Genomic DNA, 13594 nt, shown 5'->3' with positions numbered 1-13594 from the left:
AGGCAAGAGGCCATGAATTAAGACCCGGGTTTAACATTTTTTTACAATAAAATACTGAAAACAGTACGCTAAATGTAACGTATACTATAAATATAAAGTGTAGATGTAGTAGAGATGTTACGTTGTGCATTTCGATCAAATGAAGAAGAAAAAAGAGAAAATATATTTCAATGATCAGTGGGATGAAATGACCATCCACCTTAAGAATTTTATAGAAACCGGCCAGCAGGAGGAGTTGCATCAGTTTCGCGTCCAGGTAAAAAAACTGCGGGCAATGCTCGAACTTTTGGATACGAATTCAGCAAAACATCCGCTTCAAAAGGATTTTAAACCCGTACGGAAAATATTTAAGCGTTGCGGAGAGATACGGGAAGCCTTTATCCACCTGCAATACGGTCAACGTTTCCATTTTAAGAATGAAGATTTTTTTATGAATCATTTGTATGAAATAGAAAAAGGTACAAATGAGGTGAAAGAGCTTGGGAAGCAATATCTGAAGACAATAAAGTCAGCACATGATGATATTGGCGGCGATTTACAACATGTAGGTAATAAAGATATAGTAGAGTTTTATAAAGCCAGGCTATACAATATTGGTTCCTTCCTTGAAAACCTTCAATTTAATGACGAATTGCACGCTGCCCGCAAGCAAATAAAAACATTGATGTATAACCGGAAGATAGCTCAAAATGCATTGGATGGCAAATTACAGATCAGCAACGATTACCTTGATAAACTGCAAACGCTGATAGGCGATTGGCACGATAATGTGCTGGCGTTGGAATTATTTTCATCCGCAGGATTTAATTCAAAACCCATCATCACCAAAATCAAAAGCCAGAATACTAGGTTAAAAAGATCGATCACCGCCCTGGCGCATGATTTTGAACGAAAAGCAATCGTAACACAACAATTAAGCGTGCATTAAACAATGGAAGTTGAGATAGAACGCAAATTTTTGGTTGATCATGCCAAATGGGATAAGGTAGAAAAGCCTGTTGGTATACCCTACAGGCAGGGCTATATGCTGCGTGATGAAAAGCAAACTATACGGATAAGGGTGTCGGATAAAAAGGCGCATTTGAATTTAAAAAGCAAGGTTTCCGGGATTAGCAGAAAAGAATATGAATATGAAATACCATTGGAGGATGGTTTGGAAATTCTGGATGCTTTCACCACAAACGGTACCGAGAAAATGCGCTATGTAATTCCGTTCAAAGGGAAAAACTGGGAGGTAGATGTTTTTTCGGGCGATAATGACGGATTAATTGTCGCAGAAATTGAACTGAAAAGCGAAGATGAAGAATTTGAAAAACCTGATTGGGTGACCACCGAAGTTACCCATGACGGGCGCTATACTAATGCCAGTTTATCGGTACACCCATACAAGGATTGGCGTATGTAATAATTTGGTTATTTGCAATAGAATCACTACCCGATTTATTATCTTCATTGCATTAACCAATTACCTTTAAAATGAGAACTATTTTATTTTTTATCCTGCTTTTTGTTTGCGGCTACGCATCTGCGCAGGATATTCCCGCCCGATGGGATGAACTGACTGCAACCGATTTCCCGGCCGCTTTAGACAAATCATCACAAACATGTATTCTGCCCTTTGGCATATTGGAGAAACACGGGCCGCATTCGCCGATCGGTACCGACCTGATCCATGTTCGCGAATGGGCTGCAAGGGCAACCAAACAGGAATATGCCGTAGTATTCCCTGATTATTTTTACGGGCAGATCAACGAGGCTAAACAGCAGTTCGGAACTTTTGCCCTGCCAAGCCACGTAATTTACGAGCTGCTGGAAGCAACCTGTGACGAAATTGCCCGCAATGGATTTAAAAAGATCGTGATATTGAACGGTCACGGCGGTAACCCTGAATTTATCCGCTTTTTTATGCAATCGTTCCTGAACAAAAGGCATAATTATGTGATCTATTTCTATACACCTGACCGGGATGACCAGGATTATGCAAAGCAATACCGCCAGATGCATAAATCTGATATGAAAACCGATCAGCATGCCGGCGAAAGTGAGACATCAGTATTACTTTATTATCGCCCTGATTTAATGCGTATGGATAGGGCTGCATCGCAATCCGGAGCAGACCAGAAACGATTGAATTTGCCAAATCTTTATACTCCTATTTGGTGGTATGCATCATATCCAAACCACTATGCCGGTGAAGGGGATAAGGCAACCAGTGAATTTGGCAAGTTTATTACCGATCATGAAATTGCTTCATTTATAAAAGCTTTAAAGGAAGTAAAAGCTGATCAAACCACATTAAAACTTCAAAATGAGTATTACGACAGGGTAGATAACCTTGTAAAATAAGTGGCTAATGAGACTTACGAAGTTTTAAAACTTCGTAAGTCTTAAAAATCCTTGAATTTCTTAACCCCAAAGCAACCTTTTTTCGTATCAATGCGTGATGACTGTATACACTAATACAGAAAACACATTTTTATGAAAACCAGAATCATTTCGTTAGCCTTACTAATAGCATGCGGGTTATTTGTGCTGACTAGCTGCGGTAAGAGTTCAAACAACTCGACAAACCCTACATCTTCAGGAAATACGCCGGTAGCGGCAGCCTCTGTAAGCATAGTGAATTTTGCATTTTCGCCTGCAGTGGTTCATGTTAAGGTTGGCGGTACGGTTACGTGGACAAACAAGGACACTACCCCGCACACAGCTACCGACCTGAATGGAAGTTTTGATAGTGGTAGCCTGGCTACAGATAAAACCTATACCAAGACTTTTGCAACAGCAGGAACTTATACTTATCATTGCACTATTCACTCGATGATGCCAAATGCAACAGTTGTAGTAGGAAATTAAGAAAAGACCACACACAAATAAGCCCTGCATCCGTCCTGGTTGCAGGGCCTATTTATTTTTACCAAAGCATCACAGATGCCAGCGGTATGGCGGGATTAATCACCAGCCGGTGCCTTTTTTAGCATTTCCATTCTTAATGTGTCCTTCAGCAGTAGCTTTACTCATGATAGCTGACATTTTATTGCCTGCGCTATCTTTACCGCTTGCAATGTATCTGCCTGATTTAACATCAATAACCGGATCGATCATCGGAACATTTTTAGTCTTGGTTTTTACTGAATACGCGGTTATTCCGCTCCCTGTTGTTGCCATGATAAGTTGTTTTAATTTTTTTATGTTAACCTTATTTAAGTAGAATTGTTTACCAATAAACGTATTTTTTATTATTAGCGTGATTTTAGTTATCCACTTTCACGCTGTTTTCAACAAATGTTTTTTTATTTCTAGGAAATTGGCTTAATGTAAAGGCAAATATATTGCTGTAAATCACCTGTATATTTTGTTACTCTTCCCAAAGGCTTATAAGTAACATTTGCGCGTCAAAATTGTTATTATTGTATAGCCAAAACTCCTGTTATGAATAAAAGAGACTCAAGTATTGCCTACCTGCTGTTAGGTATATACGCTTTAATGGTAAACTGGTATTACAACCATAATATTATTTTGCTGATCCTTGCTTATATTTTCTGGCCTTTGTACCTTATTTATGAGCTCCTGACCGGGAATCTTTCGCATGGCATGTGGAAGGAGATCCCGCTGTCGTACTTTAAATAATTGTTATGGCAAAATTTTATGAAAGCATTCTCGATCAGCACAAGGAGTTTATAGCTAAACAAAAAATGTTTTTTGTAGCTAGCGCCCCGCTTAGCCAGGATGGTCACGTTAATCTGTCGCCCAAAGGCAGCGATTGTTTCAGAGTATTATCAGACTACCAGGTTGCCTATATGGATATTATTGGGAGCGGCAATGAAACATCGGCTCACCTGTTGGAGAATGGCCGCATTACTTTTATGTTCTGCGCTTTTGAAGGACCTCCCAATATTTTGAGACTATATGGGCATGGTCGTACCATTTTGCCCGGTAATGACGAATGGGAGAACCTGGCACAGCATTTTCATCTACGAGTTGTTACACGGCAAATCATCATTGCTGAGATCGATAAAGTACAAACTTCATGCGGTTTCAGCGTGCCTTTATATGAATATCTTGGTGAACGCGATCATGCTGACAAATGGGCATTGAACAAAGGCGCTGATGGTCTTGAAGCCTACAAAGCCGAAAAAAACCGCATCAGCCTGGATGGTTTGCCGACGGCTTTATTTTAAAAATCAATTCTCTTCTTTAAATTTAGGCGTCTTCTTTTCATCTAAATAAACCTATAATGAAGAACCGCCTTTTATTACTCTTTTTATTTTTTGTATCTATTTCTTCCTGGACTTATGCCCAAACGCCCGATCAAACGAATAAACCCAGTCGCTGGAATGCGCAGTGGATAACTGTTCCCGGTGGCACAGGTGTTGATTATGAGATTTGCCTGTTCAGGAAAACGATCAGTTTAACAACCAAGCCATCAAGCTATCTGGTACATGTGTCAGCAGATAATAGGTACAAATTATATGTCAATGGTACATTGGTATCTATAGGCCCTGCACGCGGCGATTTCTATTACTGGAATTATGAAACGGTAGACCTGGCACCATACCTGAAAGAAGGAAAAAACGTGATTAGCGCGATTGCTTTTAATGAGGGTCTTATCCGGCCAACCGCGCAGATGACTTTCCATACAGGATTCATTTTACAAGGGCATACACAAGCTCAGGACTCGATTAATACCAATTCGACCTGGAAATGCTACCGCGACTCGTCATATGTTCCGATACCAGTAGTGCTCGTTTATAGTTATTATGCTGCCGGCCCTGGTGAGCAGATCACCATGAAATTACATCCTAAAAACTGGCAGCAAGCTGATTTTGATGATTCTAAATGGAGCGCGGCAAAAAAGGTATCTGACGGTACACCTAAAGGTGAGTTTACATTTATTGAAGGCTGGATGCTGGTGCCATCGCCCATACCTGCCCGAGACCTGGTGATGCAGCGACTACAGAAAATGCGCAGGGCGGATGGCGTTACTCTGCCTTCAACATTTCCGGCGGAAAAAGGGCCTGTTACCATACCCGCTCATACCAAAGCAACCATATTACTCGACCAAACTTATCTAACCAATGCTTATCCAACTATTATTTTCAGCAAAGGGAAGGATGCCGGTATCTTATTAAGTTATGCTGAAGGCATGTACAAAATAGAAACCGAAGGTAAAAACGCTAAAGATTGGAAAGCCCAAACCGTTAAAGGTAACCGTGATTCAATAGAAGGTAAGCGCTTTGTTGGTCGTAAAGATAGCCTGATCAGCGATGGTAGCGATGAACAGCAGTTTACTCCGCTTAACTGGAGAACTTTCCGATATATCCAACTAACCGTTCAGACTAAAGATAAGCCTTTAGTAATCGATGATCTTTACAGCATGTTTACCGGTTATCCGTTTAAGTACAATGCCAAGCTGGAAACAAAAGATGATACGCTTACTAAAATATTGGAAATAGGCTGGCGCACGGCCCGCTTATGCGCATGGGAAACCTATATGGATTGCCCGTATTATGAGCAGTTACAATATGTAGGTGATACGCGCATACAGGCATTAGTATCCTATTATAATAGTGGTGATGACAGACTTGCTCGTAATGCTATCACATTGCTGGATCATTCCCGTCTTTCAGAAGGGATAACGCAAAGCCGTTATCCTACAGCCGTAATGCAGCAAATACCCACTTTCTCTTTATGGTGGATAGGTATGCTGCACGATTATTACTTGTACCGGGATGACAACGGTTTTGTGAAAGATAAACTACAAGGCACTAGAGACGTACTTACGTTCTTTAATCGATATCAACAGGCCGACGGCTCCTTGAATAACCCACCTTATTGGGAATTTACCGATTGGGCCAACGGCAAAACTCCAAAGCCGAAAAGTAATTGGAATGCAGGTGTAGGGCCTATAGGAGAGAATGGTAATTCATCAATTCTTGATCTGCAATTACTATGGGCCTATCAGCTTGCCGCCGAACTCGAAAGCAAATTAGGCAGCAAGGAATATGCTGCAACCTATGAACAGCGCGCTGCACAGTTAAAACAAACCATTCGCACAAAATATTGGGTAGCGGAACGAAATGAGTTTGCCGATAGATCGGAAAAGGATGTGTTCTCTCAACATGCCAATTCGCTGGCTATTCTTACTGGGATGACTACTCCTGTAGAGACCCCCAAAGTGGCTCATCAGTTATTGTCGGATACAACGCTTGTTCCGGCATCTATCTACTTTAAATATTATTTGCATCAGGCACTTATTAAAGCTGGCTTAGGTAACGATTATATCAACTGGCTCGACATTTGGCGCGACAATATTAAAATGGGTATGACCACCTGGGCCGAAATGTCGGATATTGCTGCCTCACGTTCCGATTGCCATGCCTGGGGTTCGAGCCCGAATATTGAACTATATCGTACGGTATTAGGGATTGAGAGCGATGCGCCGGGATTTAGTAAGGTTAGAATCGAACCCCATCTTGGCACGATCACACAGATCGGTGGTGAAATACCTCATCCAAAAGGGACTGTGAGTGTAAAATATGCCCTGCAAAACAATAAGTGGCATATGAATATTACTTTACCTGAAGGAGTACCCGGAAGGTTGGTATGGAAAGGGAAGGATTATGTATTGAAACCCGGCGAAAATAATTTAACGCTTTAGTATCATCATCATAAATAATGAACTGGGAATTGCTGATCGACATAGGGTATATCCTGCTGATCATTGGCATATGTCTGCACATTGTTTATAATACCCCTTCCAATGATAAAGCACTGGCTTACGTGCTGGTCACCATATTTGTACCGCTGGCCGGTATAGCCATCTACTTTGCTTTTGGTACTAACAGGCGGAAGAATAAGCTGTATAGTAAAAAGATAGTCCGCAATAAAACTACACTGGCTGATCTCAGGGAACGTATCACACTTGAATCAGAAAAGGCGTTGGATACCCAGGAACAAGCTATTAAAAAGCATAGAAAGCTGGCTCTGTATCTTTTAAATGATGGTATGAGCCCATTGACAGGAGGTAACCGTGTAAAGCTGCTCATCAACGGCGAAAATAAATTCCCTGAAGTACTGGAGGCACTTCAGAATGCCAAACATCACATCCATATTCAATACTACATTTTTGAAGACGGTGAGATTGCTGAAGAGATAAAAAATGTACTCATCCAAAAGGCACAGGAAGGGGTTGCTGTACGGTTTATCTACGATGACTTTGGCAGTCGTTCTATTCGCCGTTCCTTTGTTGACGAAATGAAAGCTGCAGGAATTGAAGCTTATCCTTTTTATAAAATCCATTTTATTTTGCTTGCCAACCGGGTGAATTACCGTAATCACCGTAAAATAATTGTGGTGGATGGCTGCATTGGATTTGTAGGCGGTATTAATGTTAGCGATCGTTATATAAATAAGCCCGGCCAATTATTCTGGCGGGATACCCACGTGAAAATCAACGGTCCTGGAGTTTACTATCTACAATATTTATTTATATCTGATTGGAACTTTTGCGCAGGTAAACGCCTGAAACTGGAAAGAGATTTCTTCTGCACCAAACCTACTGAACACGGCAAAGCTACCGTACAAATAGCCGCAAGCGGACCTGACTCTGATGCACCAACAATCATGTTCTCAATGGTGCAAACAATAGGACTGGCAGAGAAAGAATTACTGATCACCACACCCTATTTCATCCCTGGCCAGGCGGTTATGGACGCCTTAGAAGTGGCGGCTATGAGTGGTGTAAACATCAAGATTCTGGTGCCCGACAAATCAGACTCTGCTTTTGTAAATGCTGCTGCACGCTCTTATTATGCAGATTTACTGGCTGTGGGTGTTGAAATTTATATGTACCAAAAGGGATTTGTTCATGCTAAAACTTTAGTCTCAGATGGCCAAATGGCAATCATCGGCACAGCCAATATGGATCACCGGAGCTATGACCTGAATTTTGAGGTGAATAGCATGATCTACGATATTACTACTGCCAAACAATTAAGGGACGTTTTTTTCGAGGATATCAAACATGCTAAAAAGATAAGCCCTAATACCTGGAAAAAACGCCCCTATTATAAACAACTGCCTGAGAAATTAGCACGATTAATGTCTCCCTTGCTGTGATTATATAGTAGTTGGTGTGAATGTTTAATTAATTGAATATGAAATAATTAAATACCGTGATTGTACTTATAAAAAAAGGTGAAAATACTCAACGAATACAGGTGTTTTACCTCTGTTTACCAGACCTCTGATTATTGAAATTTGATAGGACAAACCTAATTTCAATAAATCAGCCATGACAACTTCACTATTGCAGGGAGAGGTACGCAAAAGACCCCCTCACAAAAAATCGCAGGCATTTACGGGTATCCAGCCCATATCAAAATTTGGCACCCAACGTTTTCAACCGCTGCCACCGCCAATTGGTGAACCACCTTATCATATTGATCTTGAATCGGTAATTCCGGGGATTAATGCAAAAGCATCAAAGGACGGGAAAATTGTTTTTCATACAGTTGGTGACACAGGGGGCATTAAGCATCCGGAATATCAAACAGATGTAGCTAAACAAATGAAAACTGATCTAACAACGGGCGGGGTTATGCCATCTTTCTTTTATCACCTGGGGGACGTAGTTTATTATAATGGCGAAAGAAGCAAATACTATGACCAGTTTTATGAGCCTTATGATCATTACTCTCCGCCGATTATTTCTATTCCGGGTAACCATGATGGTGACCCGTTGCCTGACTCAGACCAGGTATCATTAGATGGATGGGTAGATTATTTTATGCAAAAAGTGCCTCATATCGATCCTGTATCCCAGGATGCACCACGAGTTACCTTATCGTTACCCAATGTTTATTTCACCTTGCTAACCCCGTACGCCACCATGGTGGGAATGTATACCAATGTACCTGAACATGGTTCTGTCGACTCCGATCAGCAACAATGGCTTACTAATGAACTGCATACTGCCCCAAAAGATAAAGCGCTGATTGTAAGCTTACACCACCCGGTTTATTCTTTTGACGATCATCACTCCGGAAGCCCTAAAATGGCTGATGTGTTACAGCATGCCATTAATGAGTCGAGACGTGTCCCTAATATCGTTTTAACGGCACATGTACATAATTATCAAAGGATACATAAAGAGATTATAAAAGGAAAACCAACCCCGTTCCTGGTTGCCGGATTAGGAGGGTACTATCATTTGCATAATTTAACAGCAGAAACAGGTACTGTTGACTCTGATACCGGCGCAAAAATTATGTATGGTGATGACAAAAACCACGGTTATATAACACTTACTGTTGATAAAAATAATGTCTCGGGTGAATTAACACTCATTGATAAAAACGGAGATGTCACTAAAAAGGCAGATACATTTAAATATACTGCTGAAGCACTCTTTTTAGGAGAAAATGATGTTGTGAGTTTATAAAGAGCACTTATTATCTTATTGCAAAGGGCCTCCTATTGATGTTTGGTCAGTATGGGGCCCTTCTATAGAATTTTGTTATACTTTTTCAACCACAACAGCGGTTCCGTAAGCCAGCACTTCGGTTACGCCCTGCATAATCTCGTTGGCGTCATAACGCATAGCAATGATGGCATTGGCTCCCATAACCTGTGCGTGCTGTATCAATAATTGGTAGGCTTCTTCACGGGCATTTTCGCAAAGCTCAACATAAATAGAAAGTTGTCCGCCAAAAAGCGACTGAAAGCCCCCGGCGATATTTCCCAACACACTTCGACTACGCACGGTAACACCGCGTACCATGCCAAGGTGTTTTACTATTTTATAGCCTTCCAATTCGTTACTGGTAGTTACTAATGAATGATCCATTTTATTTGTTTTTAGGTGATTTTTAATTGATAAATATAATTGATATTGAGATGTAGGGCACATCTGTTTGTTACAAAAAGTTATTGTTATAATTGTTAACCGATGTAACCGGCATCGCTTTCACCTATGAAAAAAATAGTCTTCATTCTAATATGCCTTTTGCAGCTTAATGTGAGTTTCGGTCAAGCATCAAAGCACGATCTGAATTTTGATACGCTTGCAAAACAGTGGGATGAGGCAATACCATTAGGAAATGGAATGCTTGGCGCATTGGTTTGGCAGAAGGGAGATAATCTAAGATTTTCTTTAGACAGGGCCGATCTTTGGGATATGCGCCCGATGAAAGGCCTGCATCGAAAAGAATTCAAGTATCAGTGGGTGATCGATCATGTGAAATCAAAAGACTATGCCCCTGTGCAAAAGTATTTTGATGAACCATACGACAAGGAACCTGCGCCTACCCGTATACCAGGTGGCGCATTAGAGCTTAATATTAAAGACTGGGGAAAGGTACAATCCGTTCATTTATACATCAATGATGCATTATGCGAAGTAAAATGGGCTAATGGGATCACACTAAAAACGTTTGTGCATGCAACAGAGCCTGTTGGTTGGTTCAAATTCGAGAACCTAAAGGCAGATTTTGAACCACAACTGATAATGCCGCGGTACCAGGGCGCAGTGAAAACGTCGGGTGATCCTGTCGGCGGTGATGATCTGTCGAGATTGGGATACGCGCAAGGAACAGTAAAACGTAATGGTAATAGTATCACCTACAAACAGCAGGGTTGGGGCGGGTTTACTTATGAAATTAATGTAAGATGGCGTAAGGTTAGTCCCGGTGTAGTGGAAGGTGTTTGGAGTATATCCTCGCAATATCCTGGTAAGAAGATTAATACTCCCGCGTCGACCGTAACTCAAACAGCTTTGCAAAAGTATTACTCTAACACCTATGCTTCACATATCCAGTGGTGGCGTAACTTCTGGAGCAAGTCAGCCATTCGTGTGCCCGATACTTTAATAGAGAAACAATATTACCTGGAACAATACAAGTTTGGTTCCTCATCAAGGCAAGGCGCTCCGCCAATTTCACTTCAGGCAGTATGGACAGCAGATAATGGCCGCATACCACCCTGGAAAGGAGATTATCACCATGACCTTAATACACAGTTAAGTTATTGGCCTTGTTATAGTGCTAACCATCTGCAGGAAGGCATGTCTTATCTCGACCATTTGGATGCCAACAAAGCCAACTATAAACGTTACACTAAGATGTATTTCGGAAAAGATGGTCTGGCGGTACCCGGAGTGACCACATTAGATGGTACCGAAATGGGTGGCTGGATCCAGTATTCTTTGTCGCCCACAGTATCTTCTTGGCTTGCTCAGCATTATTATCTGCAATGGCGTTATAGCATGGATCGGAATTTTCTTAAAAACAGAGCTTATCCATGGATAAAGGACGTGGCTGTTTTTCTTGAAAACCTGACTTTTAAGGGCGATGATGGGTTCCGCAAATTGCCGATCAGCTCGAGCCCTGAAATAAATGATAATGACTTAACCGCATGGTTCCCGCAGAATACTAACTATGATCTGGCGTTAATGAAGTCGACATTTAAAATGGCAGCAGAGCTGGCAGATGAATTGGGCTTAAAGAATGAAGCAGCACATTGGAAAAAGATACTTTCAGAGTTTGGTGATTTTGCAGTAACTCCTAATTATGAACTGAAGTTTGCGCCGACAATGGCTTATAACCAGTCGCATAGGCATTTTTCCCATATGATGGCTATTCATCCGCTTGGATTAATAAAATGGGAGGACGGAGCGCAATCGCAGCGCATCATAAAGAATAGTATCCACCTTTTAGATAGCATTGGTCCGGATGAATGGTGTGGTTATTCCTATTCGTGGTTGGCCAATATGAAGGCGAGGGCAAAAGACGGTGATGGCGCTGCAAAGGATCTGCGGATATTTGCAAAAGCTTTTTGTTCGATTAACAGCTTCCATTTAAATGGCGATCAAACCAAATCAGGCTATTCAAAATTTCAATATCGTCCGTTTACACTTGAGGGAAACTTCGCATTTGCGGCAGGTTTGCAGGAGATGCTGATACAAAGCTATGCTGGTTTTATAGAGGTTATGCCGGCGGTACCATCTAACTGGAAGGATATCAGCTTCGAGAATCTTCGTACCGAAGGGGCTTTCCTCGTAAGTGCCTCAAAGAAAAACGGAATCACTGCCTTTGTCAAAATCAGAAGTGAAAAAGGAGGAAAGTGTATCATTAAAACTGATATTCCCGTAAAGGAATTAAAAGTGCAAAGCATATCATCACCTAAAATTACTCAGGGAGAGAACGGTAAAACATTAGTCGAGATTGAGTCAAAACCCGGTGATATTATTTCCATCACTAATAGTCAGGACTAATTCAGTATGCCAAATATATTTATTGAAACGCCTCGTCTTACAATACGCCAGTGGGAAGAAAAAGACCATGAACCATATGTGAGTCTGAATGCTGACCCCGAGGTGATGAAGTATTTTCCATCTATCAAAACGCCGGGTGAAACGTTGGCTCAGATCAAAAGGATAGCTGATTATATCGATCAGCACGGTTATGGCTTTTGGGCTGTTGAGCGAAAGGATAATCATCAATTTATCGGCTTTACCGGGATATGCGAGCCAGGATTCGAGGCAGATTTTACACCCTGTATCGAGATCGGCTGGAGGTTGAGTAAGGAAAACTGGGGGCATGGCTTTGCTACCGAGGCTGCATTGGCATGCCTTAATTTTGGATTTGAGAAACTTGATCTTAAAGAGATATATGCATTTACCGCTATACCTAACAATCGCTCAGAAAAAGTAATGCAGCGAATCGGCATGGAGAGGGCTGGAGAGTTTGATCACCCTTTAATAGCTGACGGACATTGGTTGAAAAAGCATGTGGTATATAAAATTTCTGCTGTCAAATAACACTCCGAAATTATAATGATAATCTAATTTACCTTTTTGTGATTTGAGTTATAAAAACCTCAACTTTGCAGCCTGTTTGCAAATCGTTTACTATTGATAGAATTATTTCGTTATTTCGCCCTTTATAGCATTTTATGCAGCCTCTGCCGAAATGTTAAATAGTGTAAAATAATGGTTACTGCAATAATTAAAGAATAGAAAACCCGTTATCTGCGTAAATAAAAAAATATGAATAAACTTAGACTCTTCACTTTTCTTCTGTTAGCCGGACTGCTTATGATCGAAAGTTGTAAAAAGGATACCATCGTTGGTACCGCTTATACAACCAAACCTTTCCAGGCTAATATCAACGGTTCTGTATGGGCGCCTGATACGATAAGTAATACCATTACTTATAATTCAACCAATAAAACCAAAACTTTTGTTCTGGAGGGCACAGAAGCTCAGAAGCAGGTTATTATGACAGTAATACTTAATAATGCATCTAATACACCTGGCTTTGCTATCGGAACTTATAATGTAGATGCTTCTTCGGTTCTGATCAACTATAATACACAGGTTCTGCAGAACGGGCAATATGTTTTTTTACCTCATGGTACTGTTTCTGCCGGCAGCGGGGTCATTATTGTTAGTTCGGTTGACTCGGTAGCGAAAAAAATCACAGGTACATTTAATTTTTACTCCCGTTCCTCAGATCCGAATGGCGACGTCACAGTTGACAATATTTTGGGCGGAGAATTTACCAACCTACCATACACGTTCACCAGCAACTGATCC

The 13594-nt window shown here is 41.1% G+C and carries 14 protein-coding genes; 12 read left to right on the top strand and 2 right to left on the bottom strand.

The features are described 5' to 3' along the window. Positions 1–139: 139 nt before the first annotated feature. The 4 genes from VIM89_RS01680 (at position 140) to VIM89_RS01665 (ending at position 2853) form a co-directional block, all read left to right on the top strand. Positions 140–928 (top strand): CHAD domain-containing protein, encoded by a 789-nt coding sequence (locus VIM89_RS01680; protein WP_488154386.1) that lies wholly within the window; start codon positions 140–142, stop codon positions 926–928. 3 nt (positions 929–931) lie between these two features. Further along, positions 932–1405, top strand: coding sequence for a CYTH domain-containing protein (locus tag VIM89_RS01675; protein WP_488154385.1), 474 nt, complete (start codon positions 932–934; stop codon positions 1403–1405). A gap of 71 nt (positions 1406–1476) precedes the next feature. Further along, a complete protein-coding gene (locus tag VIM89_RS01670) occupies positions 1477–2346 on the top strand; it encodes a creatininase family protein (RefSeq protein WP_488154384.1) in 870 nt (289 codons plus the stop codon). Between the two features lie 132 nt (positions 2347–2478). Then, positions 2479–2853 carry a cupredoxin domain-containing protein gene (locus VIM89_RS01665; RefSeq protein ID WP_488154383.1) on the top strand — a complete coding sequence of 125 codons (375 nt, stop codon included), beginning with the start codon at positions 2479–2481 and terminating at the stop codon, positions 2851–2853. A gap of 99 nt (positions 2854–2952) precedes the next feature. Here VIM89_RS01665 and VIM89_RS01660 read toward each other — a convergent pair whose 3' ends face one another. Further along, positions 2953–3165 carry a hypothetical protein gene (locus tag VIM89_RS01660; protein ID WP_488154382.1) on the bottom strand — a complete coding sequence of 71 codons (213 nt, stop codon included), beginning with the start codon at positions 3163–3165 and terminating at the stop codon, positions 2953–2955. Positions 3166–3429: 264 nt separating this feature from the next. Here VIM89_RS01660 and VIM89_RS01655 point away from each other — a divergent pair, with 264 nt between their 5' ends. From VIM89_RS01655 to VIM89_RS01635, 5 genes are all read left to right on the top strand, one after another. Beyond that, on the top strand, positions 3430–3627 hold the full coding sequence (locus tag VIM89_RS01655) for a hypothetical protein (protein ID WP_488154381.1): 198 nt from the start codon (positions 3430–3432) through the stop codon (positions 3625–3627). A gap of 5 nt (positions 3628–3632) precedes the next feature. After that, entirely contained in the window at positions 3633–4178 is a 546-nt protein-coding gene (locus tag VIM89_RS01650) for a pyridoxamine 5'-phosphate oxidase family protein (protein WP_488154380.1), read from the top strand. A 56-nt stretch (positions 4179–4234) separates the two neighbouring features. Beyond that, complete coding sequence (locus VIM89_RS01645; protein WP_488154379.1) at positions 4235–6658, top strand: alpha-L-rhamnosidase-related protein; 2424 nt, start codon at positions 4235–4237, stop codon at positions 6656–6658. Positions 6659–6675: 17 nt separating this feature from the next. Beyond that, on the top strand, positions 6676–8118 hold the full coding sequence (gene cls, locus VIM89_RS01640; RefSeq protein ID WP_488154378.1) for a cardiolipin synthase: 1443 nt from the start codon (positions 6676–6678) through the stop codon (positions 8116–8118). Between the two features lie 175 nt (positions 8119–8293). Then, the gene (locus VIM89_RS01635) at positions 8294–9442 is read left to right on the top strand and encodes a metallophosphoesterase family protein (RefSeq protein ID WP_488154377.1); all 1149 of its coding nucleotides are present in this window, start codon (positions 8294–8296) and stop codon (positions 9440–9442) included. 75 nt (positions 9443–9517) lie between these two features. Here the strand turns inward: VIM89_RS01635 and VIM89_RS01630 are convergent, their stop codons facing one another. Beyond that, the gene (locus tag VIM89_RS01630) at positions 9518–9847 is read right to left on the bottom strand and encodes a YbjQ family protein (RefSeq protein ID WP_488154376.1); all 330 of its coding nucleotides are present in this window, start codon (positions 9845–9847) and stop codon (positions 9518–9520) included. A gap of 126 nt (positions 9848–9973) precedes the next feature. On the opposite strand from VIM89_RS01630, the gene VIM89_RS01625 reads away from it, so the two are divergent. From VIM89_RS01625 to VIM89_RS01615, 3 genes are all read left to right on the top strand, one after another. Further along, positions 9974–12271 carry a glycosyl hydrolase family 95 catalytic domain-containing protein gene (locus VIM89_RS01625; protein ID WP_488154375.1) on the top strand — a complete coding sequence of 766 codons (2298 nt, stop codon included), beginning with the start codon at positions 9974–9976 and terminating at the stop codon, positions 12269–12271. A 6-nt stretch (positions 12272–12277) separates the two neighbouring features. Then, on the top strand, positions 12278–12817 hold the full coding sequence (locus VIM89_RS01620) for a GNAT family N-acetyltransferase (RefSeq protein ID WP_488154374.1): 540 nt from the start codon (positions 12278–12280) through the stop codon (positions 12815–12817). Between the two features lie 228 nt (positions 12818–13045). Next, positions 13046–13591, top strand: a complete 546-nt coding sequence (locus VIM89_RS01615; RefSeq protein ID WP_488154373.1) for a DUF6252 domain-containing protein — start codon at positions 13046–13048, stop codon at positions 13589–13591. Positions 13592–13594 lie beyond the last annotated feature (3 nt).

The sequence above is a fragment of the Mucilaginibacter sp. genome, assembly GCF_036568825.1.
Taxonomy (GTDB): Bacteria; Bacteroidota; Bacteroidia; order Sphingobacteriales; family Sphingobacteriaceae; genus Mucilaginibacter.
Note: the sequence above shows the minus strand (reverse complement) of the source record. Positions and strands in the feature narration are given on the sequence as shown.

Coding starts and splice junctions, on each gene's coding strand:
- VIM89_RS01665 (WP_488154383.1), top strand. CDS start 2,479: ATGAAAACCAGAATCATTTCGTTAGCCTTACTAATAGCATGCGGGTTA.
- VIM89_RS01660 (WP_488154382.1), bottom strand. CDS start 3,165: ATGGCAACAACAGGGAGCGGAATAACCGCGTATTCAGTAAAAACCAAG.
- VIM89_RS01650 (WP_488154380.1), top strand. CDS start 3,633: ATGGCAAAATTTTATGAAAGCATTCTCGATCAGCACAAGGAGTTTATA.
- VIM89_RS01630 (WP_488154376.1), bottom strand. CDS start 9,847: ATGGATCATTCATTAGTAACTACCAGTAACGAATTGGAAGGCTATAAA.
- VIM89_RS01670 (WP_488154384.1), top strand. CDS start 1,477: ATGAGAACTATTTTATTTTTTATCCTGCTTTTTGTTTGCGGCTACGCA.
- VIM89_RS01615 (WP_488154373.1), top strand. CDS start 13,046: ATGAATAAACTTAGACTCTTCACTTTTCTTCTGTTAGCCGGACTGCTT.
- VIM89_RS01655 (WP_488154381.1), top strand. CDS start 3,430: ATGAATAAAAGAGACTCAAGTATTGCCTACCTGCTGTTAGGTATATAC.
- VIM89_RS01645 (WP_488154379.1), top strand. CDS start 4,235: ATGAAGAACCGCCTTTTATTACTCTTTTTATTTTTTGTATCTATTTCT.
- VIM89_RS01620 (WP_488154374.1), top strand. CDS start 12,278: ATGCCAAATATATTTATTGAAACGCCTCGTCTTACAATACGCCAGTGG.
- VIM89_RS01675 (WP_488154385.1), top strand. CDS start 932: ATGGAAGTTGAGATAGAACGCAAATTTTTGGTTGATCATGCCAAATGG.
- VIM89_RS01680 (WP_488154386.1), top strand. CDS start 140: ATGAAGAAGAAAAAAGAGAAAATATATTTCAATGATCAGTGGGATGAA.
- VIM89_RS01625 (WP_488154375.1), top strand. CDS start 9,974: ATGAAAAAAATAGTCTTCATTCTAATATGCCTTTTGCAGCTTAATGTG.
- VIM89_RS01635 (WP_488154377.1), top strand. CDS start 8,294: ATGACAACTTCACTATTGCAGGGAGAGGTACGCAAAAGACCCCCTCAC.
- cls (WP_488154378.1), top strand. CDS start 6,676: ATGAACTGGGAATTGCTGATCGACATAGGGTATATCCTGCTGATCATT.